Origin of the sequence: Phenylobacterium sp. (assembly GCF_037968635.1) — a bacterium.
Classification (GTDB): Bacteria; Pseudomonadota; Alphaproteobacteria; order Caulobacterales; family Caulobacteraceae; genus Phenylobacterium.
Genome location: NZ_JBBKVV010000034.1, coordinates 1 through 19,843, shown reverse-complemented (window position 1 = coordinate 19,843; position 19,843 = coordinate 1). Strand labels below are relative to the sequence as shown.

The following is a 19,843-nucleotide window of genomic DNA, read 5'->3' as shown; positions in this document are numbered from 1 at the left end:
TCGGAGAAGGGCATGGGCTCGATCCAGCCGATGCCGGCCCCCAGCTCCGAGGCCTGGTCACGCATCTTCTGCAGGCAGCGCGCGGCGGCCTGCGCGAAGTCGGCTCGGCCGCTGGCCCGGGCCAGTTCGGTCAGGGCGAAGGCGTAGCCGGGCCACCCGGTGGAGGGGCTGACCGACAGGCGCTCCTTGCCGGCCAGATAGGCCAGCACCTCCTCGCCGGCCTCCACCGCTTCGTCCAGGGTGCCGGCGTCCTGACCCGCGGCGTGTAGTTCCAGCAGCAGCAGGATGACCCCGCAGGCGCCGTGATAGAGGCTGTAGTCGGACCGCGCGTCGGCGGCGTCGGTTCGCCGCCACTTCGCCCGCCCCTCCACCCTCTGGGCCCGGATGAAGGTCATCGCCTCGCGCGCGGCCGCCATGTGGTCGGTCATGGTTCGTCTCCCCCGTGGGCGTCGACCGCCCCTCTGGTCTTGCGGCCAGGAGGCGATGCTCCGGGTTGGGGGTCAAGGCCCCGCGCGTCCGGCATGGCCAAGGCCGGGGACTTGGGCGATGGTCGGCGCCAAGCCTGCCGGGAGCCTCCCATCATGACCCAAGACGCCTGGATCGCCCGCGGGGCCACGAGCCCGCCTCTGCGCGAGGACACCATCGGCCAGGCGCTGACGCAGGCCGCCCGCCGCTGGCCCGACCAGGAGGCCGTGGTCTCGGTCCACCAGGGAATCCGTTGGACTTGGCGGGACCTTGACGGTCACTCAACGGCCATGGCGGCCGGGCTGCTGGCCCTCGGACTCGAGCCCGGCGACCGCATCGGCATCTGGTCTCCCAACCGCGCCGAGTGGACCCTGACCCAGTTCGCCGCCGCCCGCGCCGGCCTGATCCTGGTGACCATCAACCCCGCCTATCGGCTCTCCGAGGTCGAGTACACGCTGAACAAGGTTGGGGTTAAGGCGCTAGTGGCGGCGGAAAGCTTCAAGACCAGCCTCTACGCCGACATGATCGACAGCCTCGCCCCCGAGATCGCCGGCAGTACGCCCGGCCAGATCGCCTCCGCCCGCCTTCCACAACTTAAAACTGTAATCCAGATCGGCGGCGACTTAAGGTCGGGCTGGCTGCCCTTCGAGGCCGTTCCTGGTCTCTCCACGGCCACCAACATGTTGCGCCTTGCGGCCATCGAGCCGACCCTGAAGGCCGCCGACCCCATCAACATCCAGTTCACCAGCGGCACCACCGGCCTGCCCAAGGGCGCGACCCTCAGCCACCGAAACATCCTCAATAACGGCTTCTTCGTGGGCGAGGCCATTGGCCTGGCGGAGGGCGACCGCCTCTGCCTGCCGGTGCCGCTCTACCACTGCTTTGGCATGGTGATGGGCGCCCTGGGCTGCCTGACCCACGGCGCGGCCATGGTCTATCCCTCCGACGGTTTCGACCCCGTCGCTGTGCTGGAGGCCGTCCAGGCCGAGCGCTGCACCGGCCTGTTCGGCGTCCCCACCATGTTCATCGCCATCCTCGGCCACCCCGACTTCGACACCTACGACCTCTCGTCACTGCGCACCGGCGCCATGGCCGGTTCCCCCTGCCCGGTCGAGGTGATGAAGCAGGTGATCGGCCGCATGCACATGTCCGACGTCACCATCGCCTACGGCATGACCGAGACGAGCCCGGTCAGTTTCCAGAGCGCCCAGGACGACCCCATGGACCGCCGGGTCGGCACCGTCGGTCGGGTCCAGCCCCACCTCGAATGCAAGGTCGTCGACCTCGAAGGGGCCACCCTGCCGCGCGGCGAGACCGGCGAACTGTGCACCCGCGGCTACTCAGTGATGCTGGGCTACTGGGACGACGCCGAGAAGACCGCCGAGGCCATCGACGCCGACGGCTGGATGCACACCGGAGACCTCGCCGTCATCGACGAGGCCGGCTACGGCAACATCGTCGGCCGCATCAAGGACATGGTCATTCGCGGCGGCGAGAACGTCTATCCCCGGGAGGTGGAGGAGTATCTGTACCGCCACCCCAAGGTCGAGGACGTCACGGTGGTGGGCGTCCCCGACCCCCGCTTCGGCGAAGAGCTCTGCGCCTGGATCCGCCTAAAGCCCGGCGAGACCGCCACCCAGGAGGACCTGACCGACTTCTGCCGCGGCCAGATCGCCCACTACAAGATCCCCCGCTATGTCCGCTTCGTGGACGCCTTCCCGATGACCGTCACCGGCAAGGTGCAGAAGTTCCTGATCCGCGACCAGATGATCGCCGAGCTCAACCTGACCGTGGCGCAGACCGCCTAGTTGAACTCAGACGCGAAACGGGTAGGTATTCGCCCACTTTGGGGGCGCACAACATGGCCATCGACATCGCGGCGGTGACGCCTGTGCGCCCCACCGATCGACTGCGCTCGATCCTAGCCGGCTCCGCCGGGAACCTCGTCGAGACCTACGACTGGTTCGTCTATGCCGCCTTCGCCCTCTATTTCGCCAAGGTCTTCTTCCCCGACGGCGACCAGACCGCCCAGCTCCTGAACACCGCCGCGGTCTTCGGGGTCGGGTTCTTCGCCCGACCGGTTGGGGCGTGGCTGATGGGCCTCTACGGCGACCGTGTGGGTCGCAAGGCGGCCATGGTCGCCTCGGTCAGCCTGATGTGCTTCGGCTCTCTGATCATCGCGCTCTGTCCTGGCTACGCGGTGATCGGAGCCTGGGCGCCGGGGATCCTGGTGACCGCCCGCATCTTGCAGGGGGTCAGCATGGGCGGCGAGTACGGCACCAGCGCCACCTACATGTCGGAGATGGCCGGGCGAGATAACCGAGGCTTCTGGTCGGGGATCTTCTACTCCACCCTGATCGGCGGCCAGCTGCTGGCGGTGGCCACCCTGCTGGTGCTGAGCGCCTTGTTGTCGAACGACGACATGCAGGCCTGGGGCTGGCGCGTCCCGTTCTTCATCGGCGGAGCCCTGGCCCTGGCGGTGTTCTGGTTCCGGCGCGGGATGCACGAGACCCCGTCCTTCCACGCCCGCACCGGCGAACGCGCCAGCACCTGGAAACTGATCACCACCCACCCCCGCGAAAGCCTGTTGGTGATGGGACTGACCGCCGGCGGGACGCTCGGCTACTACACCTACTCGACCTATATTCAGAAGTTCCTGGTCAACACATCAGGGTTCTCCAAGGGTACCGCCACCGCCATCACCGCCAGCGCCCTGGTGGTGTTCATGCTGGCCCAGCCGCTGTTGGGCATGCTGTCGGACCGGGTCGGAAGGCGCCCCTTGCTGATCGCCTTCGGCGTGGCGGGCGTGACCCTGACCTGGCCAATTCTCTCGACCCTGGCGGTCACGCGAGATCCCCTGGCGGCCTTCGGCATCACGGCCGGAGCCCTGCTGATCGTGGCCGCCTACTCCTCGGTGAACGGGGTGGTGAAGGCCGAGCTTTTCCCCACCGAGGTTCGCGCGCTCGGGGTCGCCCTGCCCTACTCCCTGGCCAACGCCCTGTTCGGCGGCACGGCGGAATATGTCGCCCTGTGGTTCAAGTCCAAGGGCCACGAGACCTGGTTCTTCACCTACGTCACCGTGGTCATCGGCGCCTCGCTGCTGGTCTATGTCTTCATGCGCGACACGCGAAAGCATAGTCGGATCGCCGAAGACTAGGGTTCGACGTTGAAAGCCGCCGGCGGTTCGCCCCGCTGCTGGCGCTCCCAGGCGGCGGTGTAGGCCGCCTCGATGTGGCGGCGGCTGAGGTCGGTGTCGAACAGCGGCGCGTCCTTGATCCGGGCGGCCAGCCGCGCCTTGAGGTCCGCGAGCCGTTCCGGATGAGTAGCCAGGTCCAGCGCCAGGGCCTCATAGGCTTCCAGGCTCTCGGTGATCAGTTCAGGAAGGCCAACGGCGTTCAGCAGGCTAGCGGCCACCCGCGCAGCAAACCCTTGCCCCGCGCAGGTGACAATGGGCAGGCCGGTCCACAGGGCGTCACTGGCCGTCGTGTGAGCATTGTATGGCAGGGTGTCGAGGAACAGGTCAGCCAGCCGGTGGCGAGCAAGGTGGTCCTCCGGCGTAACCTTGGGCGCGAACACCAGCCGGTCGCCGGACACCCCGCGTTCCTGGGCCTCGGCCCGAAGATTGCGGACCACGGCCGGGTGGGATTCCAGGAGCCACATCACACTGCCTGGGACCTTGCTCAGCAACCGCATCCAGGTGTCGAACACCTGAGGATTGAGTTTGTAAGTAGCGTTGAAGCAGGCGAACACGAAGGCGTCGTCGGGCAGACCTGCCTCGACCCGCGTTGGTGTTTCGGGCGGTACGACCCGGCTGTGATCGTTGACCTGATAGCTGTGCGGCAGTCGGATGACCTGCTCACTGTAGAACCGCTCCGCGCCGGGCGGGATGACGTGTCCATCGGCCAGGATGTAGTCGAAGAAGTCGGCCCCCACTGTCCCCGGATGTCCAAGATAGTTGAACTGCAAGGGCGCGGGACGATGGGCGAAGATGCCGGGCCGGCAGTGCGTGGTGAGGCCGGTCAGATCCACGACGATATCGATCTCCGCCGCCCGGATCATCTGGGCGACCTCCAGGTCGCTAAGTCGGGCGACATCGTGGAAGATCGGGAAGGCTGCGCGAATTCGCGCGCGCACAGGGTCTTCGACTGAGGGGCCCAGCGCGTAGCCCGAGAGCTCGAAGCGCCCCTTGTCGTGGAGCTCGAAGAGGCCAGCGATCAAGTGCGCCACAGCGTGATTGCGGAAGTCCGCCGAGACGTAGGCCACTCGGATCCTGTCATGTCGGTAGGCGTCCCCGGTCCAGAGCGGCGCGGGGCGCACGGGGAACCGAGCCCTCGCATGGACCTGGGCGCAGGCGAGTTGCGCGGCAGGATCATCAGAGTGGGAGAGGAAGCCGAACGGCAGGTCGGCGGATTCGCCCCGTCCGATCCGCTGCGCGATCAAGGTACTGGTCTGGTCATAGTCCAACCAGTCGCACACTTGGAGCTGCTGGTGGAGCAGTTGCCCCAGGGCCTCGACGCTGTCTGGGTGAAGCCTGAGACCTGCTCGGTAGCTTTCCACGGCCTCCTCGGGCCGCCGGAGATAGCCGAGCACGTTGCCCCGGTTGATCAGCGCCAGGCCGTAGTCAGGCTGGTGGCCGAGCGCCTGATCGTAGCTGGCGAGGGCGTCCAGGTGGCGGCCAAGCCTGGCAAGGACATTTCCACGGCAATTCAGGGCGTCGACATCTGTGGGCGCGATCCTCAGCGCCTGCTGGAATCCCGCCAAGGCTTCTGGCAGTCGGCCCAGCATAGACAACACCTTGCCCGAGGCCAGCGGCGCCCCCCCATGGTCGGGGTTGTTGACGGCCGCCATGCGCCAGAGCCCAAGCGCGTTCTCGAACATGCCCCGGGCCTTGTAGATCAGGCCGAGGTTGAGCAGCGCGTCGGGATGGACTGGAAACCGCGCGAGCACCGCCCGATAGAGCAGCTCGGCCTCGTCCAGGCTCCCCAGCCTGTGCAGCCGCACAGCCTCGTTTAGATCCGCCGCCGCGTCCTGCGGCGGAACCGCGTTCCTCATGGGCCGACCGCGTCCCTAGAGCGCGGCTTCGACCGCGGCGGTGATCTCATCGGCCTGCGGCTCGGTGCGCGGGCCGAAGGCGCGGATCAGCTTGCCGTCCTTGCCCACCAGCAGCTTGTGGAAGTTCCAGGCCGGGTCGGCGGACTCGCCCAGCTCGGCCAGGGCCCACTTATAGAACGGGTGAGCGGTGTCGCCCTTCACGTCTTCCTTGGAGGTCAGTGGGAAGTCGATGTTGAACTTGGTTTCGCAGAAATCCTTGATCTCTTCCTCGGTGCCCGGCTCCTGCCCCATGAACTGGTTGCAGGGCACGCCCAGGACCACCAGGCCCTTGGCCTTGTAGTCGCTGTAGAGCTTTTCCAGACCCTCATACTGCGGTGTCAGGCCGCATGCGGACGCGGTGTTGACCACCAGCACGACCTTGTCCTTGAAGGTGGTCAACGGCAGGGCTGCGCCATCGATGGACTTGAACGAGAAATCATAGGCGTCGGACATGGCGGGTTCCTCCAAGGATGTGGCGACAGGCTACCCTCCTTACCCCGCGTCCTCCAACGCCTGTTCGACGGCCAGCGCCAGATCCAGGGCGCGCGCCGCCTCCTCCCCGGTCACGACGGGGCGCGGAGCATCGCCGCGCACCGCCGCCAGGAACCCCGCGACGCTGGCGCCCAGAGGGTCCTTGGCGCCCGGTGTATCGGCGAAGTCGGGGTTGAGCGGGAAGCCGGTGGTGTTGCGGAACTCCCGGGTCAGGAAGTCGATTTCCAGTTCGCCGGAGGGATAGACCACCTTCATGGAGCGCTTGCGGGCGGGCGCCATGCGCGAGGCGTCGAACACGGCCAGGAAGCCGTTGTCGAAATTGACCTCGGCGCGGGCCTGATCCCAGCCGCCGCTGAAGTCGCGGACACCCTCGGCCTCCACCGCCAGAGGCTGGCCGACGGAAAGCGACAGGGCCAGGTCCAGGTCGTGGACCATCAGGTCCAGCACCACCGAAACGTCGAGGCTGCGTTCCGACGGTGGGCCGTGGCGCACCGCCTCCAATCGCAGGGGCTGTTCGGGAACGTCGAAAAGTCCGATCGCCTGGAACACGACCCGCTCCTGGTGGCCACAGGCCAGCACCAGTTTGCGCTGGGCGGCCGCGCCGATGATGCGGTCGGCGTCGTCCAGGCTGACCGCCAGGGGCTTCTCCACATAGACAGACTTGCCCGCGGACAGCGCCGCCAGCGCTCCCTCTGCGTGATGACTGCCGGGCGAGGCCACGGTGACGACGTCGACTTCCGCCAGAAAGGCCTCAAGGTCGGCGAAACCCTGGCCGCCGTGACTCTCGGCGATTTCCCGGGCCCGCGCGAGATGGTGGGGGTCGTAGACGGCGGCCAGGCGCGCGCCCAGCTGATTGGCGTACTGGCGCGAGTGGTAGCCGCCGAACACGCCGGCCCCGATCACGCCGCCCCGCAAGATTTCCGCCATGACTCACTCCGAAAGCTCGCCTGCGCTTACATGGACTGGACCCTGGACGCCACCGGCGTGACCGACTAAACGTTCGTTTGAAATCCGCTTACGTCGTAAATCAAGACAAGCCCCTGCGAAGGAAAAGCCCATGACCACGTCGCGCGAAATTCGTCTGAAGACCCGCCCCGTGGGCCTACCCACGGCGGCGAATTTCGAAGTGGTCAGCGTCGACCTGGCCGCACCGGAGCCCGGCCAGGTCCAGGTGCGGAACACCTGGATGACGGTCGACCCCTACATGCGCGGCCGCATGAACGACGTGAAGAGCTACACCCCGCCCTTCGCCCTGGGCGAAGTTCTGCAGGGCGGCGCCGTGGGCGAGGTGATCGCTTCGAACGACCCGAACTTCAAGGTCGGGGACCTGGTGCAGTCGGGCAATGGCTGGCGGGAGGCCTTCAACGCTCCGGCCTCGACGGTCCAGAAGTTGGAGACCCAGGGCCTGCCACCGGAGGCCTTCCTCGGCGTCGCCGGCATGCCCGGCCTGACCGCCTATGTCGGCCTGCTGAAGATCGCCGCCCTGAAGCCCGGCGACGTGGTCTTCGTCTCCGGCGCCGCCGGCGCGGTGGGTTCGGTGGTCTGCCAGATCGCCAAACTGAAAGGCCACAAGGTCATCGCCTCGGCGGGCGGACCGGAAAAGACCAAGTTCCTAAAGGACGAACTCGGGGTGGACGTGGCCATCGACTACAAGGCCACCCCCGACCTCACCGCCGCCCTGCTGGCCGCGGCCCCCGAAGGTATCGACGTCTATTTCGAGAACGTTGGCGGCGAGCACCTTGAGGCGGCCCTCAACGCCGCTGCCCCCTTCGCCCGTTTCGCGATCTGCGGGATGATCTCGCAGTACAACGCCACGGCGCCGGTCCCCGGTCCCCGCAACATGGCCCTGATCATCGGCAAGAACCTGCGGCTGGAAGGCTTCATCGTCTCCAATCACTGGGACATGATGCCCGCCTTCATCAAGGACCTCTCCGAGTGGTCGGCCGCCGGCAAGCTCAAGTGGAAGCAAACGGTCAAGGAAGGCATTGAGAAAGCCCCCGAAGCCTTCCTCGGCCTGTTCAGCGGCGACAACTTCGGAAAGATGCTGGTCAAGCTCTCCTAGCCCCGCGCGGCGCCCCGCGGGAGGCAAACTCCTGCGGGGATGAACGTTTGCGCCGTTGGCCGGGTGGCGGGGAAGGTCTACAAGCCTTCCCGACTTCCCTCCCCGGAGCTCCCTGTGTCCCGTCTGTTCAGCGCCTATGTGATCGTCGATTGGAGCGCGGCCGCCAAGCCGTCGACGGGCCCCGATTCCGTCTGGATCGGGGTCGCCAAGCGCGACGTCCGGTTCCGCCTCACCTTCGAGAGCCATAACCCGGCGACCCGGGCCGAAGCCGAGAAGCTGCTCAACACGATCCTCGACGACTTCAAGAAGCGCTCGGAGCGCGCCCTGGTGGGCTTCGATTTCCCGCTGGGGTTCCCGCGCGGCTTCGCCAAGGCTCTAAATCTGGCCGGCGAACCGCCCTGGCGCGCGGTCTGGGACCAGCTCGACAAGATGGTCAAGGACAAGGCCGACAACACCAACAACCGCTTCGGCGTGGGATCGGAGATCAACCGGCGCATGACCGGCGGGCCCTTCCCGTTCTGGGGTTGCCCGCCCAAGGACGCGCTCACCACCCTTCAGCCCAAGCGCACGCGGGCCCATGAGGCCGGCGACCTGCCGGAGTTCCGCCACGCCGATCAGGCCGCCAAGGGCGCGGCTTCGATCTGGAAGCTCTACTACAATGGCTCCGTCGGGGGGCAGGCGATCCTGGGCATCCCGGCGGTGCGGCGGCTGAAGCTGGCGCGCGGCGAGGCGGTGAAGGCCTATCCCTTCGAAACCGGCTTCAAGGCGCTCACCGAGGCTGATCTAGACGGCGTCGATGTGGTGGTCACCGAGGTCTATCCCAGCCTCTACAAGGCCCAGCCGATGCCGGGCGAGGTCAAGGACCAGGCCCAGGTGCGGGTCACCGCCGAGCACTTCGCCAAGCTGGATGAAGCCGGCAAGCTAGGCGCCCTGTTCGGGCCTTCCAAGACCGCCGATCCGATGGTGGTGATGGACGCCGAGACCGAAGAAGGCTGGATCCTGGGGGTCGAGGTCTAGGGGGCCTCACGCATGGGCGCTTTGCGCTCAAGCGTCCGTAGAGCCGAACCCCGACGCTCGGCGCGCGGGAAGCGCAGGTGCTCCAGCCAGACCGGGGCCAGCACCGCCAGCGCGCCGAGGGCGTCGGCGCAAAGATCGCCGACCTCCCCATCCCGGCCCGTGAGGATCTGAGCCACTTCGATCGCCGCCCCGACGAAGACCGAGAGGGCGACCAGGTCCAGACGCCGACGAGTTGGGAAGGCGGCGAAGAGCAGTATCGTCAGTCCGTAGAAGGCCAGGAAGTGGGCGGCCTTGTCCCACGGCACCAGAGCCTTCTCGACGCCCTGGAACGGCCCGACCATGCCGATAGCGCAGACTAGGAAGGCCAGCAGCAGCAGGCCCTTGGCGACGGTCGAGGAACGAGGGGCTTGCGGCACGGGCCCATGCTGTAAGACCACGCCGTGAAAACTCCGTTGACGCGGTCTAGCGGCCCTTGGCGCTCAGCCACTGGAAACGGGCCAGCAGCAGGGCCGCCGACAGGAAGCTGGCGGCGATCACCGCCCAGACGATGCCATTCAGGCCAAGGCCCATGGGAATAGCCAGCCACCAGGCGAGCGGCGCCATCACCAGGGCGTAGCTGGCCAGGTGCGTGAAGGTCGGAACCCAGACCTCGCCGCGCGCCCGCAGCGTCTGGGCGGCCACCACCTGGACGGCGTCCGGGATCAGGAACAGACACGACAACGCCACGGCCGGCGCGGCCATGGCCAGGGTCAGGGGATCATGGGTGTAGGCGCCGGCGATCAGGCGGGCGCCGGGCCAGACGAACAGGCTCACCACCAGGCCAAACACCGCGGTCACCGCGAAGGCCATGAGGCCCGCACGGTTCACAGCGGCGGTGTCACGCGCGCCATAGGCCCGACCCACCAGCACCGCCGCCGCGGTCGAGAGGCCTAGCGGGACCATGAAGATGATCGCGATGACATTCAGGGTGATGGCCCACGCGGCCACGGCCAAGCCCCCGATCCAGCCGGCGATGACATTCATGCCGGCGAAGGAGGCCACCTCGAAGAAGTTGGACGCGCCGGCCCCATAGCCGATGCGCCGCTGCTCGGACTCGGCGGCGAGGTCGCGCTCAGGCTTGGTGAAGACCCCCAGCGCCCGGCTGTCAGGCATGCAGACGATGTAGATCAACAGGGCGACGGCGAGGAAAGTCCGCGCGCCGGTGGTCGCCCAGGCCGCGCCAACGGCGCCCAGGGGTTCCAGCCCGAAGGCGCCGGGCACCAGCAGCAGGTCGAGCCCCAGGTTCACGCCGTTGGCCAGCCACATCATCGCCGCAGCGGGCTTTGGCCGGCCCTGTCCCTCCAGCCAGAAGCTGGCCGCGACACCGAAGGCGTAGCTCGGCATGGACAGCGCGAAGATGACCAGCGGCTTGGAAGCGCCATCCGCCAGGTCCTTCTCCAGCCCCAGGATATGCAGGAACCCCGGCCCGCCGGCGATCAGGACCAGGGTGGATGCCAGACCGATCCACAGGCCGTAACTCAGCCCCCGGCGCAGGACAGCGCCGGTGATCTCTGGACGTCCCTGCCCGTTGGCGCGCGATGTCATGACCTGGATGCCGCTCAGCAGTCCCACGGTCATGGTGACGATGACGCTGGTCGGGGCCCAGGCCATGGCATGATAGCCGAGCTCGGTGGCGGAGTAGCGCCCCACCACGATGGCGTCCGACAGGCCCATTCCCATGATACCCAGGCGCGTCAACACCACCGGCCAGGAGAGCTGCAGCAGCTCGGCCAGTTCGGTGCGGACGACAGGCGTCCGCCCTCCCTTCGGGGAGTTCGCGGGGGCCGAGGGTTCGGCCATGAGGATCACCAATTCTCAACGAGGGCCGGAACCTGCCGCCGCCCTTCTCGCCTCGCAAGAGAAGCTTGCTGGGAGGCTCAGATTCCTGGGTCCAGGTGACAACAATGGCACATCAGGGACTGCCGACCCCGCCGCGAGGCCAACAGCGCACGGCCTCTCTCAAGCGGCGAGTTTGCCGGCGCGACCGAGCCACAACGCCGCAAAACTCGTCCTCGCGCAGGCATGCGGCCCAGCAGCGCACGGTGACCGTTAAGCCTTCACCTTAGGACTTCCTGCGCACTTTCCGCATCAAGCTGAACGCACCCCCCAGCAGAACAAGGAGGGCCGGTCGCCGCAAGATGGCCCGCCCAAGACAACCGTGACCTCCAAAGCGCCCTCCCCCAGGCGAAACCTCGAGCCGATCTGCGCCAACGCCGACGATCTCTACGCCTCCGAGGCGCGCGAGCAGATCGGCCGCGTTCTCGAAACCTGGCTGGCCGCCAACCTGGCCACACCCTTCGAGCTGCTGCATCGACCCGATCTGATCCGCAAGCTTGAGGCTTCCAGCCGCGACCTGCAGCACGCCTTCCAGAAAACCGCGGTCCCGCTCGCCCTGGCCCGAGGCGCCAGCGTCCATGAGGTGATGCGCGCCCTGCACGCCGTGGTCGACCAGGCGATAGCCCGCATCCTGCGCGACGAGAAGCAAGGCCTCCTGGCCACCCTTGATCTCGGCAGCTTCTCAGGCGCCTGCGCCTCGGCCGATGCCGGTTTCAGCTATCGTCTGGCCGCCGGTGTCGCCGCCCATATGAGCGCCGCGGAAGGGTGGGCCGACAAGGTGGAACGGCTGCTCGCCCTGGTCGTCGCGGCGCCGGCCGACGGGCCCGCGAGAGCTCTCGCCCTGGCCGTTCTGGAGCCAGCCCTGGAGGACCTCTGCGGTTCAGAGCATGGCCTGGCACATCTGATCGGCGGCGATCTGGAGCCGGGATGCTTCCTGCTCGGCCTGGTGCGCCTGGCCCATGGCGGCGCCATCGACGCCATCATTGCCGTGCATCCGACCCTCCAGCAGCTGGTCGCCCCCCTGCCCACGCCCGGCGCCCGCCTGGCGCGCCACTTCGAGAACGACGACTTCAGCCACCTCCGGCTGCTGCTGAGCCGACGGGCCCTGGGGGACCTGGACACCAAACGCCGTCTTCACCCAGGTAGCGCCCTGGGAGAGATCGCGGCCGTTCGCGGCCTCGCCGTGGCCCTGACCGCCGCCAGCGGTCCCCTGTTGCCTGCGGAGGACGTCGCCGAGGCGATCCTGCGCCGCTCCGAGCGCCTGGTGGAGCCAAGCTTCGTCAACACCCTACTGCATGAACAGAATGGCCTTGTGGCGGGTCTCGACGCGCTGATGACGGTGCTCGAGAGCGTTACCGGAGACGCCAACCGAAGGCGTGCCGTGCGTTTCATCGAAGCCGCCGTACTGACGCCCCAGTTCAAATCCGATTTGGTGAGTGCGGCTGGCGGCGCGTTGGGCGCGCTTCAGGTGCTCGCACGAACCTATCGCCGGCTGGCGCGCGCCGGCGCTGGTGTGGTCGGGACTCAGGACCTGCTGGACGGCATCAGCCAAACGGCCAGCGCCATCGACCTGGAGGGCGGCGTAATCGCCGACCTGGCTGGCGGCATGACCACCAAGCCAAAGAAACTCGCCGCGCTCCAGGCGATGGCCAATGGCGAGACCGCCCCGCCCGGCCCCGCCGCGCGACACGCCGCCGACGCCCTGCAGAAACTCGAGGCCAGCGGGGAGCGGGTCGCGGGTTAGACCGCGGCGCGGAGCGCCGCGTCGACCCGGTCTTCCTTCAGCTTCTCAGCCACCAGGAAGGCCAGCTCCAGGGCCTGCTCGCCATTGAGCCGCGGGTCGCAGTGGGTGTGGTAGCGGTCGGCCAGGTCGCCCTCGCTGAGCGCTCGCGCCCCGCCCAGGCACTCGGTGACGTTCTGACCGGTCATCTCCAGGTGCACGCCACCGGGGTGAACGCCCTGAGACTTCGCGATCTCCACGAAGCTCTTCACCTCCGACAGGATGCGGTCGAAGGGGCGGGTCTTGTAGCCATTGGTGGCGGTCAGCGTATTGCCGTGCATTGGGTCTATGGCCCAGACGACGCTAAGGCCCGAACGCTTGGTAGCCTCCATCAGGCGCGGCAGGCGGGCCTCGATCTTGTCGGAGCCGAAGCGGCCATAGAGGGTCAGGCGACCGGCTTCATTCTTGGGATTGAGCACGTCGATCAGGCGCAGCAATTCGTCCGGCTCCAGGGTCGGACCGACCTTCACGCCGATCGGGTTCTTGATGCCCCGGAAGTACTCGACATGGGCGCCATCCAGCTGGCGGGTGCGCTCGCCGATCCACAACAAATGAGCCGAGGTGTCGTACCATTCGCCCGAGGTGCTATCGATCCGGGTCATGGCCTCCTCGAAGCCCAACAGCAGGGCTTCGTGGGCGGTGAAGAACTCCACGCGGTGCAGGTCGGGCTGGCTCTCGGGGGTGACCCCGATGGCGGCCATGAAGGTCAGGGCCTCGCTGATCTTCTCCGACAGTTCGCGATAGCGTGCGCCCTGCGGACTGTCGTTGACGAAGCCCAGGGTCCAACGGTGGATGTTGTAGAGATCGGCGTAGCCGCCGCCCGCGAAGGCCCGCAGCAGGTTCAGGGTCGAGGCCGATTGCGAGTAGGCCTGCAGCAGGCGCTGGGGATCGGGCACGCGGGACGCGGCGTCGAAGTCCATGCCGTTGATGATGTCGCCGCGATAGGAGGGGAGTTCCACCCCGTCGATGGTCTCCACGGGAGACGAGCGGGGTTTGGCGAACTGGCCGGCCATCCGGCCCAACTTCACCACCGGTTTGCCGCCTGCGAAGGTCAGCACCACCGCCATCTGCAAGATCAGGCGGAAGGTGTCGCGGATGTTGTCGGCGTGGAACTCCTTGAAGCTCTCGGCGCAGTCGCCGCCCTGCAGCAGGAAGGCCCGGCCCTCGGCCACTTCGCCCAGCAGGGTTTTCAGGCGCCGCGCCTCACCAGCGAACACCAGGGGCGGCATGCCGCGCAGGGTCTGCTCCACACCTGCCAGGGCAGCCGCATCCGGATAGTCGGTGGGCAGGTGCTTGGCGGGCTTGGCTCTCCAGGAGGCCGGCGTCCAATGTTCGGTCATCTCAACAACTCCGCGCCCGCTTCGGTTTGCGGGCCGGCGTTCTTACTCCGAGAACACCGCCGCCGTCGATGGCCGGAGAGCCACAGGGTCCCGGGCTTTTGTGCGGACGGGTTGGCGTTGCAGGGCCGCGCAGGACAGGGCCGCCAGGGCGCCGAGCGCCAGCCACCATTCCTGCCAGACCCCGAAGGAGAAGGCGCTGAAGGTGAGGTAGGCCATGCCGGTGGCCGCGGAGATCGCCATGGCGGGGTCGCGGGTCTTGCGGCTCATACCTGACAGCAGGGCGGCCCAGAAGACGGCGGCGGCCATGGCGCCGATCAGCCCAAGCTCGAGCCAGATTTGCAGGGCGGCGTCATGCGGGTGCAGCTTGATCCCCGGATTGAACATGCGGCTGGCGTCCACGCCCCAGCCCCGCAAGGGATGATCGGTGATCCAATCGGCGGCATGACGCCAGTAGCCCATGCGCTGCGCCCAGGAGAGCGGCACGTCCTTTTCCAGGACGCTGTACCAGCCGGACCGGCGCGCCAGCCAGACAATGGCCGGGGCCGTGAGGAAGAAGGTGGCGCCCAGCGCGCCAAGACCACGCGGCGCCCATCGAGGCCACGCGACAACGGCCAGGCCCGCCAGCAGGCAGGCGCTCAGAGCGATCAGGGGGGCGTCATAGCCGAAGGTCACTGACGGGACGATGAGGCCCAGAGCCATCGGGGCGATCAGCCATGGCGCGCGGGCGACCCGCACGGCGGCCAGAGCGGCGGGGGGCGCGAGCATGGCCAGGACGAAAAGGCCCTGGGCGGCGTTCTTAACTCCGAGATCCGGACGGATCGGGTCGTTGATGGCCTCTCGGACCGCCCGGTAAAGGCCCGCGCCAGTGAGCCCCTCGATGAGCATCACCACGCCCAGCAGGGCCGCACCCCAGGCCAGGATGCGCAGCAACGCGGCGCGGGACTGGGTCGACGCGGCGCGCGCCGCGCAGATGGCGGCGAAGAACAGCACCGTCTCGCCGATCAGCTTGGCGGCCGTCGAATCGCCCAGGCCCTTGGCGGTGAAGGGACTCCAGGCCGAGGACCCCGCCGCCCAAAGCACCAGAGTCACCACCGCGATGCCGACCGGACGGTCCTCTTCCTCGATCCGCAGAGCGGGCAAGGTCAGCAGCCCCATGAGGGTCAGCAACGGCGCGAAGGCCAGAGGCGCCAGCCAGCCGATGATCGGGGTCAGCGCCAACCCACCCGCCACCACCCAACCGCACCAGGCGGCGAGCTTGGGGCCGGGCTGGGCGGCGCGGCTCACGCGGCGCTCAGGCCAGCCGGCACGTACTTGTCGCGCATCGTGACAAGTTCCTCGGCCAGCGTCGGGTGGACGGCGCAGGTGGAGTCCCACTGGGCCTTGGTCACGCCCATCTTCAGTGCGATCGCGGCCATCTGAATGATCTCCGGGGCGTCCGGCCCCACGACGTGGCAGCCGACCACCTTCTGGCTCTCCTGGGCCACCACCAGCTTGATCAGGCAGCGGTCGTCGCCACCGTAGAAGGTGGTCTTCATGGGCCGGAAGCGGGAGAGGTAGATATCGACCTTGCCATGCTCATGGCGGGCCTCGGCCTCGGACTGGCCGACAGACCCCACGGGGGGCTGCGAGAACACCGCCGAGGCCACCATGTCGTGATCGAAGGTGGTGGGGTTGTTGTAGAATTCGGTCTGGGAGAACGCCGCGCCCTCGCGGATCGCCACAGGGGTCAGGTTGATCCGGTCGGTGACGTCGCCCACGGCCCAGATGTTGTCGATATTGGTCTTGGAAAACTTGTCCACCATCACCGCACCGCTCTGCGCCAGCTTCACGCCCGCGGCCTCGAGGCCAAGGCCCTTGGTGTGCGGCTTTCGGCCGGTGGCGAGCATCACCTGATCGGTGAGGACGTCGTGGCCGCTGGACATATGGTTGACCAGGCCGGCGTCGGTCTTCTCGATGCTGGTGTGCTCGCAGCCCAGGATGATCTTGATCCCGCGCTTCTTCATTTCATCTGTCAGGTGGGCGCGCACGTCATCGTCGAAGCCTCGCAAGATGTTGGCGCCGCGGTAGACCAGGGTCGTGTCCACGCCGAGGCCCGCGAAGATGCCGGCGAACTCGACGGCGATGTAGCCGCCGCCGACGATCATGATCGATTTGGGCAGTTCCGGAAGTTGGAAGGCCTCTTCCGAGGTGATCGTGTGCTCGACGCCGGGCAAGGCCTCTGGGCTCCAGGGACGCCCGCCAGTGGCCACCAGGACCTTGTCGGCGGTCACGGCGCCCTTGCCGATGATCTCGACGGTATGGGCGTCCTTCAGGGTGGCGCGGGCATGAACGATCTCGGCGCCGGCATTGCTCAGATTGGTGACGTATATGCCCGACAGCCGGGCGATCTCACGGTCCTTGGCCTCCAGGAACTTTGGCCAGTCGAAGGTCGACTGGCTGGGAGACCAGCCGTAGCCCTCGGCCACCTTGGCGTAGCTGGCGAATTCGGAAGCATAGACCATGAACTTCTTGGGCACGCAGCCGCGGATCACGCAGGTGCCGCCCACGCGGTGCTCCTCGGCCACCGCCACCCTGGCGCCTGACATGGCCGCCAGGCGCGCGGCGCGCACGCCGCCCGAACCCGCGCCAATGACGAAGAGGTCGTAATCGTAGGTCGCCAAGAGAAACTCCTTCGAAGCGTCGGCACCTGAAATGGCGATCAGATCGCCCGGTTGGAACGCGTCAGTTCAAATAAACCTGCGCCATGCGCGGGCGCCTATGGCTCTACGGCGACGACACCGTCGCTGGTTCCCACCAGGGCGAGATCGGCCAAATCCAGGAACAGGCCGTGGTCCACAACCCCGGTGACGCTCTTCAGCGCCGCGGCCAGCATGGCCGGCTCCTCGATCCGGCCGCACGACGCATCATAGATCACATTCCCGCCGTCCGTGCGGACGGGCGTTCCATCCCTCATCCGCAGGCGGGGCGCGACGCCAAGGTCGCATTCCGTGAGCGCATCACAGATGCGAAGCATGGTGGTCTCGTGCCCGAAGGCCACCACCTCAATGGGCAAGGGGAACTTACCCAGCAGGGGCACACGCTTGGCGGCGTCGGCGATGACCACGCAGCGCTTCGACGCCTCCCAGACCAGCTTCTCCCGCAGCAGGGCCGCGCCACCGCCCTTGATCAGAGACAGAGCCGGGCCGATCTCGTCTGCGCCATCGACGGTGAGGTCGATGGCCTTGGCCTCCCCCAGGTCCTTGAGGCGGATACCCAGGCTGGCGGCCAGTTCGGCGGTGGCCAGGGAGGTCGAGACCGCGACGATGTCCAGCTTGCGGGCGGCCAGCGCCTTCACGAACCAGGCGGCGGTGGAGCCGGTGCCCAGGCCCACGGTCATGCCGGCTTCGACAAGGGCCGCGGCGGCCTCGCCGGCGGCGCGCTTCTGATCGTCGGGATTTGCGCTCATGACTTTGACATAGGCGAAGGTCGCCCTCCCCGCGACGCTATTTCTTGGCCTTCTGCGCGATCTTCATCGCCCGGAAGCGCGCCGCCCAACCCTCCTTATTCTGCTGCGGCGCCCGAGATAGGGCCAGAGCATCGGCCGGAACGTCGGCTGTGACCACCGAGCCGGAGCCGGTCATGGCGCCTGCCCCCACCTTCACCGGCGCGACAAGCGCGCTGTTGGAGCCGATGAAGGCGTTCTCGCCGATGTGGGTCTCGTATTTGTCGAAGCCGTCGTAGTTGCAGAAGATGGTGCCGGCGCCGATGTTGGCCTTCGCACCCACAGTTCCGTCGCCCAGATAGGACAGGTGATTGGCCTTGGCGCCTGCGCCAACCTTGACCTTTTTCACCTCGACGAAGTTGCCGATGTGGGCCTCCTCGCCGATGTCGGCCCCGGGGCGCAGCCGGGCATAGGGGCCAATCAAGGCGCCGACGCCAACCTTCGCGCCCTCAAGATGGCTGAAGGCGCGGATCACCGCCCCGGTCTCCACCGTGACGCCGGGCGCGAAAACCACGAACTGCTCGATCTGGACGCCGGGGGCAAGTTGGGTGTCCCAGCTGAAATGGACAGTCTCGGGCGCCGCCATGGCCACGCCTTCGGCAAGGAAATGCGCCCTGGCTCGGGCCTGGAAGATGGCCTCGGCCTGAGAGAGTTGCATGGGGGTGTCGGCGCCCATCACCGCGTTCTCAGGCGCGAAATTGACCCTAACCATCTTCTCCTCGGCCGTGGCTAGGCCGACGATGGAGGTGATGTAGTACTCCTGCTTGGCGTTCTTGTTGTCGACGCGATCCAGCCAGTTGAACAGGGCGGCGCGGTCAGCGCAGTACATACCGGCGTTGCAGGCCTTCACCGCCAGTTCCTCGGCGGTAGCGTCCTTGGGTTCCACGACCCGGATGACGTGGCCGTCCGCCCCCAGGATCAGACGGCCATAGAGCAGGCCGTCCACCGGCTTGAAGCCCATGATCGCCAGGTCGGTCCCCGAAGCGCGCAATGCAAACAGCGGGTCGAGATCGGCGGCCTGCAGCAGGGGACAGTCACCATTGGTCACCAGCACGTCGCCATTGAAGTCCGCCAGGGCGTCCTTGGCCGCCAGAACCGCGTGAGCGGTGCCCAGCGGCGGATCCTGGACGGCGACCGCGCCCTCCCCCAGCCGCTTGACCACCAAGGCGCGGACGCCGGGACTGTGATCGCCCACCACCACCACAATACGCTCGCAGCCGGCCAACTCGACAGTGTCGATCACTCGGTCCAGCAGGGTGCGCCCGCCCACCTTGTGCAACAGCTTGGGAACCGGCGACTTCATCCGGGTGCCTTGGCCGGCGGCGAGGATAACGGCGGCGCGAGCGGTCATGGGCTGGGTCCTGGAATCGGCGAAGACGTTGCAATCTCGCGGCGTTTAGCCGAAACGGCGAGCGCTTTCGATGGAGCTTGCGCCGTGCCCGACCTTACACCGCTTGCCGGCGCCACCATCGCCTTCGACCTGGACGGGACCCTGGTGGATTCCGCCCACGACCTTATCGGCGCCCTCAACGTCCTGCTGGAGCAGGAAGGGATCGCCCCACTGCCCCTGGCCGAGGCCCGCCCCTTCATCGGTCATGGCGCGAAATGGCTGCTGGAGCGGGGGTTCACGGCCCAGGGCCATCCGGTGCCTGACGAACAGATGCCTCAGTTGTTCGACCGCTTCCTCGCCTACTACAGCGAACACTGCGCCGACCTGACCCGCCCGTTCCCCGGCGTTGTGGAGTGCCTGACGGAACTGAAGGGCGCCGGCGCGAAGCTGTCGGTCTGCACCAACAAGATCACCAGCCTGTCCGTGCCGATCCTCCAGCGCCTTAACCTGGTGAAATTCTTCGACTCGGTGATCGGCGGCGACCTCCCGCCCAAACCCAAGCCCGACGCCAGTCATCTGGCCATGGCCGTGGCGACCGCAGGGGGCCGGATCGACCGGGCGGTGATGGTCGGCGACGCCGCGACCGACGCCGGCGCGGCCCGCGCGGCCGGCGTTCCCCTGGTGCTGGTGAGCTTCGGCTATACGGAGACCCCGGTGGCCGAACTCGGACCCGACATCCTCATCGACCACTTCGACGAGTTGACGGAAGCGTGTCTACGGCTTCTCACCGCTTGCCCGGCGTGAAGCGGCAAGCTATAGGCGCATCCCTTCCGGAGGATGCGTAGCTCAGCGGGAGAGCACCTCGTTCACACCGAGGGGGTCACAGGTTCAATCCCTGTCGCATCCACCA

The 19,843-nt window shown here is 67.5% G+C and carries 17 protein-coding genes and 1 tRNA gene; 7 read left to right on the top strand and 11 right to left on the bottom strand.

The features are described 5' to 3' along the window. On the bottom strand, positions 1-428 hold a 428-nt coding region (locus AAC997_RS03495), incomplete at its 3' end, for a hypothetical protein (protein ID WP_340644312.1). Positions 429-581: 153 nt separating this feature from the next. Here AAC997_RS03495 and AAC997_RS03490 point away from each other — a divergent pair. Then, positions 582-2,273 (top strand): AMP-binding protein, encoded by a 1,692-nt coding sequence (locus AAC997_RS03490; protein WP_340644311.1) that lies wholly within the window; start codon positions 582-584, stop codon positions 2,271-2,273. A 53-nt stretch (positions 2,274-2,326) separates the two neighbouring features. Next, positions 2,327-3,622, top strand: coding sequence for an MFS transporter (locus AAC997_RS03485; RefSeq protein ID WP_340644310.1), 1,296 nt, complete (start codon positions 2,327-2,329; stop codon positions 3,620-3,622). Here the strand turns inward: AAC997_RS03485 and AAC997_RS03480 are convergent. Genes AAC997_RS03480 through AAC997_RS03470 form a run of 3 tightly spaced genes read right to left on the bottom strand, consistent with a single transcriptional unit; the run spans position 3,619 to position 6,975 of the window. Further along, the gene (locus tag AAC997_RS03480; protein ID WP_340644309.1) at positions 3,619-5,517 is read right to left on the bottom strand and encodes a tetratricopeptide repeat protein; all 1,899 of its coding nucleotides are present in this window, start codon (positions 5,515-5,517) and stop codon (positions 3,619-3,621) included. The two genes, AAC997_RS03485 and AAC997_RS03480, sit on opposite strands and share 4 nt — an antisense overlap. A 15-nt stretch (positions 5,518-5,532) precedes the next feature. After that, positions 5,533-6,009, bottom strand: coding sequence for a glutathione peroxidase (locus tag AAC997_RS03475; protein WP_340644308.1), 477 nt, complete (start codon positions 6,007-6,009; stop codon positions 5,533-5,535). 39 nt (positions 6,010-6,048) lie between these two features. After that, on the bottom strand, positions 6,049-6,975 hold the full coding sequence (locus AAC997_RS03470) for a Gfo/Idh/MocA family oxidoreductase (protein WP_340644307.1): 927 nt from the start codon (positions 6,973-6,975) through the stop codon (positions 6,049-6,051). A gap of 130 nt (positions 6,976-7,105) precedes the next feature. Here AAC997_RS03470 and AAC997_RS03465 point away from each other — a divergent pair, with 130 nt between their 5' ends. Beyond that, positions 7,106-8,110: an NADP-dependent oxidoreductase gene (locus AAC997_RS03465; protein WP_340644306.1), complete on the top strand. Its 1,005-nt coding sequence runs from the start codon at positions 7,106-7,108 to the stop codon at positions 8,108-8,110. Positions 8,111-8,224: 114 nt separating this feature from the next. Then, positions 8,225-9,127: a cobalamin biosynthesis protein CbiG gene (locus AAC997_RS03460; protein WP_340644305.1), complete on the top strand. Its 903-nt coding sequence runs from the start codon at positions 8,225-8,227 to the stop codon at positions 9,125-9,127. Here AAC997_RS03460 and AAC997_RS03455 read toward each other — a convergent pair. Both AAC997_RS03455 and AAC997_RS03450 read right to left on the bottom strand, forming a co-directional pair. Continuing rightward, positions 9,124-9,543, bottom strand: coding sequence for a VanZ family protein (locus AAC997_RS03455; protein ID WP_340644304.1), 420 nt, complete (start codon positions 9,541-9,543; stop codon positions 9,124-9,126). The two genes, AAC997_RS03460 and AAC997_RS03455, sit on opposite strands and share 4 nt — an antisense overlap. Before the next feature lie 46 nt (positions 9,544-9,589). Then, complete coding sequence (locus AAC997_RS03450; RefSeq protein WP_340644303.1) at positions 9,590-10,966, bottom strand: MATE family efflux transporter; 1,377 nt, start codon at positions 10,964-10,966, stop codon at positions 9,590-9,592. 358 nt (positions 10,967-11,324) lie between these two features. Between AAC997_RS03450 and AAC997_RS03445 the strand changes: the two genes are divergently transcribed. Beyond that, on the top strand, positions 11,325-12,746 hold the full coding sequence (locus tag AAC997_RS03445) for a hypothetical protein (protein ID WP_340644302.1): 1,422 nt from the start codon (positions 11,325-11,327) through the stop codon (positions 12,744-12,746). Here AAC997_RS03445 and AAC997_RS03440 read toward each other — a convergent pair. From AAC997_RS03440 to glmU, 5 genes are all read right to left on the bottom strand, one after another. Continuing rightward, on the bottom strand, positions 12,743-14,122 hold the full coding sequence (locus AAC997_RS03440) for a 3-deoxy-7-phosphoheptulonate synthase class II (RefSeq protein ID WP_340644301.1): 1,380 nt from the start codon (positions 14,120-14,122) through the stop codon (positions 12,743-12,745). The two genes, AAC997_RS03445 and AAC997_RS03440, sit on opposite strands and share 4 nt — an antisense overlap. A gap of 42 nt (positions 14,123-14,164) precedes the next feature. Then, positions 14,165-15,406, bottom strand: coding sequence for an O-antigen ligase family protein (locus AAC997_RS03435; RefSeq protein WP_340644300.1), 1,242 nt, complete (start codon positions 15,404-15,406; stop codon positions 14,165-14,167). Further along, positions 15,403-16,782 (bottom strand): glutathione-disulfide reductase, encoded by a 1,380-nt coding sequence (gor, locus tag AAC997_RS03430; RefSeq protein ID WP_340644299.1) that lies wholly within the window; start codon positions 16,780-16,782, stop codon positions 15,403-15,405. The genes AAC997_RS03435 and gor overlap by 4 nt, the downstream gene beginning before the upstream one ends. A gap of 95 nt (positions 16,783-16,877) precedes the next feature. Continuing rightward, on the bottom strand, positions 16,878-17,567 hold the full coding sequence (gene rpiA / locus AAC997_RS03425; protein ID WP_340644298.1) for a ribose-5-phosphate isomerase RpiA: 690 nt from the start codon (positions 17,565-17,567) through the stop codon (positions 16,878-16,880). A 37-nt stretch (positions 17,568-17,604) separates the two neighbouring features. Further along, the gene (glmU, locus tag AAC997_RS03420; RefSeq protein WP_340644297.1) at positions 17,605-18,954 is read right to left on the bottom strand and encodes a bifunctional UDP-N-acetylglucosamine diphosphorylase/glucosamine-1-phosphate N-acetyltransferase GlmU; all 1,350 of its coding nucleotides are present in this window, start codon (positions 18,952-18,954) and stop codon (positions 17,605-17,607) included. An 84-nt stretch (positions 18,955-19,038) separates the two neighbouring features. On the opposite strand from glmU, the gene gph reads away from it, so the two are divergent. Then, positions 19,039-19,737, top strand: a complete 699-nt coding sequence (gph, locus tag AAC997_RS03415) for a phosphoglycolate phosphatase (protein ID WP_340644296.1) — start codon at positions 19,039-19,041, stop codon at positions 19,735-19,737. Positions 19,738-19,768: 31 nt separating this feature from the next. Next, positions 19,769-19,843: transfer RNA gene (locus AAC997_RS03410), tRNA-Val, on the top strand.